General features: G+C 36.9%; 1 protein-coding gene and 1 pseudogene. Both read right to left on the reverse strand.

Annotation, left to right across the window (positions count from 1 at the left end; all coding sequences use genetic code 11):
* Positions 1-369, reverse strand: a pseudogene (locus MP478_RS22445) (gliding motility-associated C-terminal domain-containing protein); the annotation flags it as partial.
* A gap of 331 nt (positions 370-700) precedes the next feature.
* The gene (locus MP478_RS22450; protein ID WP_230033835.1) at positions 701-2,791 is read right to left on the reverse strand and encodes a T9SS type B sorting domain-containing protein; all 2,091 of its coding nucleotides are present in this window, start codon (positions 2,789-2,791) and stop codon (positions 701-703) included.
* Positions 2,792-3,519 lie beyond the last annotated feature (728 nt).

Consider the following 3,519-nt stretch of genomic DNA (forward strand, 5'->3'; position numbering starts at 1 on the left):
TCCACCGGTCCCTGAATAATTACATCTTAAAGGCTGTATAAAAATATTGCCGGGAGTTTGCAGGGAAGCACATCCTCCATTCGTAGGCCCATACACTGCAAAATCATAATCGTCTGACTGCACGTTGGGTACAATGGTAAAGGCAAGAGTTCCTGAAGTGGATACGCTGAAAGTGTACCATACTGTAAAAGTTTCATTTACGGATAAACATCCTCCATGCTGATTGAGGGTTTCCAGTATACTTCCAGGGCCGGATGGGGTATAGGAAATATCAGAATCCCCACATATTGGAATTGCCGAGACGCAATCCGATTGCGAGTAAAATACCTGGGATATAAAGAAAATTAGAATAAGTAGTAATTTTTTCATTGTTGAAATGATTTTTTTAAAACAAAATTGAAGGGGGTAAAAAAACAAAATGGGAGCAGTTCTGTTGGCAGGTGCTCTTTGTTTTTTACGTCAAAAATAAAAGTAGTAAAAGTTTATTCATAAGCGGATATTTTGTGTAGCAAATATAGAAAATTATTAACGTTAAATTAAAGATTTTGAGATATATTTAAAGAAAGTGATGGTTTGATGTTTAAAAAAGCAATATCGTTTCGGAGCCAATATTTATGGAAATAAAAAAACAAACCCAGAATAGAATCTCTATCCTGAGTTTGAAATATGTCTGTGGGTAGATCACTAGGTAATCAGTGTATTATTCTCTGTTTTTTACCATAATCCATCCTGTGAATTTGAAAGGCGTATTCTTTTTATCATTTTCACTCCATGTTACAGAATACCAGTAGGTTCCTGTAGGTATTTTTTTACCGGCAATAGTTCCGTCCCATTTGTATCCGTTAGATTTGTCTCCCTGATGGATTTTTGTTCCATATCTGTCGAAGATGTTCAGTATAAGATTTTGTTTATCTGCCATTGCAGAATAATCTACCACGTCATTTACCCCATCACCGTTTGGAGTAATAACGTTGATGAGATTAGGAACAACCACGGAAATTTCAATCGGATCACAGTCATAAGAATCTTTTACATATACTTTATGATTCCCTCTTGATATATTGGTGAATGTATTGGATTCCTGCCAGTTGATGTTGTCCATAGAATACCGGTAAGCAGGAGTTCCTCCTATAACATTGATGCTTATAGTACTGTTGGAGATATCTATACTTGATACTACAGGCTGCTCTGAAGGATATACTTTTACTGTTTGTAAAGTAATACAGTCTCCGGTTTTCAGTTTTACCCAGTAAGTACCTACCCCTACATTGGAGATGGATTGGGTGGTGGCTCCGGTGCTCCATTCATAGCTTTTGAATCCAGGTCCTGCATCTAAAGTTGTTGTATCTTCCATACAGATGATCTTATCTGCCAAAATATCAGACTTTACCGGAGGAAGTACCGTTAAAGTTACTTTGGCAATAGAATAGCAGCCTCTGCTATCAGATACTCTTACATAGATCACCCCATTTGGAGCGATATAGTCTGTGAAGTTTAATATTTCATTAGTTTGGTCTATAGCATCAGTCAGTGATGGGTAATACTTTTTTATAGCACCCGGTTGATTGGTTACTAATGCATTATTAAGGTTGAACGAGCCTGTAGAAGGATTAGTTTCAATAAAACAGGTTCTGAGCTCGGCATCATTTACAACCACTACAGCATAAAGATTAAGATTGATTTGTGCTACATCGGAACATCCCTGCGGAGTAGTTACCGATACAAATACTACATTCGTTGAAGACAAATAAGCGTAAGGGTTCGTAATTTCGTTAGTTCCTGCATTGAGGTCAGCCATGGTAGGATAATATTTTTTTATCGCTGTACCTGCCGGATCATCAAATACATTGGCTGTTGTGAGGTCAAAAGTGGCAGTACCTGCACCATTATTGTTACACATGGTTAGTGTGGCGTCGGTAGCGGTAATATTTCCCTGCTTGAATTTAAACTTACCAATTTGCCTGCATGAATTTATCGGATTATTCGGATCGGTAGGATCTTCATAATGAATACTGTAATAATAGACGGTTGTTGTATTGACAGTCTGAGGTGTTAAAATGGGATTGTTTCCTGCTAGAGCATCATTTTGGCTGGTGTGGTAAGTAACGAAAAAGTTAGCATTACCATTAACAATTCCAGCTGTTAAACTGCTAAAATCAAAAACAGCAGGATCAGTACAGATAACTACTTCATTTGGATCAGCTGGATTGGCATTAGGAGCTCCAGGTGTAATGAATGGGTTGGGAGTAAGTGCCGGATCGTTGAATGGAGAAGCTAAAGATGCTGTACCTCCCCAAGTTAAAGAGAACCCTGTGATGTTAAAGCTATAGTTATTTACGAGTAGATAGTAAGTTTCTCCCGGTAAAACATCCATATATTTTGCCCAGCCATCAGCATTGGAACCTGGCTGTCCAAAATAATCATAAGGATCAGTTGAGGTCATATTCAGACCTGTAGCTCCAGTTCCACCTGGTGTTGAACATCTGATTGTATTTCCTTTGTTGGCACATGTTATATTAGGTCCCCATACATACCAGTCGTAGTCAGATCCAGTAGCCGGTGTGATTGCAAAAGTTAAAGTTCCTGCAGTGGCTACGGTAAACTTATACCATACAGAATATCTTTCTTGATAAGTACCGCAGTTTGATTCAGGTAATTCCTGGATTCCCGGTCCATCAGGAATGTAGGATATATCAGAGTTTCCACAAACAGAAAGCGCTGTGATACAATCCTGTTGTGCTGAGACGGCCTGAGTAATAAATAATATTAGAATCAGTAGATATTTTTTCATTTTGATCAGTTTAAAATTTTCAATCCTTATCTATTGTTTAGGTTTAAATTAGCTGTTTTCCCCAACCGGTATTTGCCGGAAGTGGTCAATTGTTCATCTGAGTGCTTGGAGGGAAGTGCGTGCTGAGGTCTGTTTATTTCTATGTTGCCCTGCTTGAATTCAGGAGATATGGTATATTTTCTAACCTTAGGATTGAAACTAAAGACCCGTCATATTTGCTGATTAAATGTGTTGATTTATCAACTTGTAAACCAGTGATTTGAATGGTTTTGTCTGAGGTGGCATAGCCCCGTGCTCCAAAACTTGCTATGAAAAAGCATAAAATTAGTAAAGGTTTATTCATAAGGGGATGTTTTATCAGCAAATATAAAAAATAAATAACGTTAAATTAAAGATTTTGAGATATATTTAATGAAAACGGGATTTAATGTGTAATATTATATTTATTATTTTTAGACCAACGAAAATGCGTATGAATGTATTTTAATCTGATAAAGCTGAGATCAGCATCGTCTGTTTTTACACCTTGTTATAGTAGAAGTGCAAAAGGAAAGTTATTTAACTTTAGCTACTATTAATAATAAAACTACTGTAAACAGGCGGTTCATTATGTTGATAAAAAAATCACCCCGGTCCGGGGTGATTTACATGAGGTTATGAATAAAATTTATTCTTTATTTTTCACCAATACCCATCCTGAATATTTGGTTTCGGTATTGTTTTTATCG

It is taken from the genome of Chryseobacterium sp. WG14, assembly GCF_024586945.1.
Taxonomy (GTDB): Bacteria; Bacteroidota; Bacteroidia; order Flavobacteriales; family Weeksellaceae; genus Chryseobacterium.

Coding starts and splice junctions, on each gene's coding strand:
- MP478_RS22450 (WP_230033835.1), bottom strand. CDS start 2,791: ATGAAAAAATATCTACTGATTCTAATATTATTTATTACTCAGGCCGTC.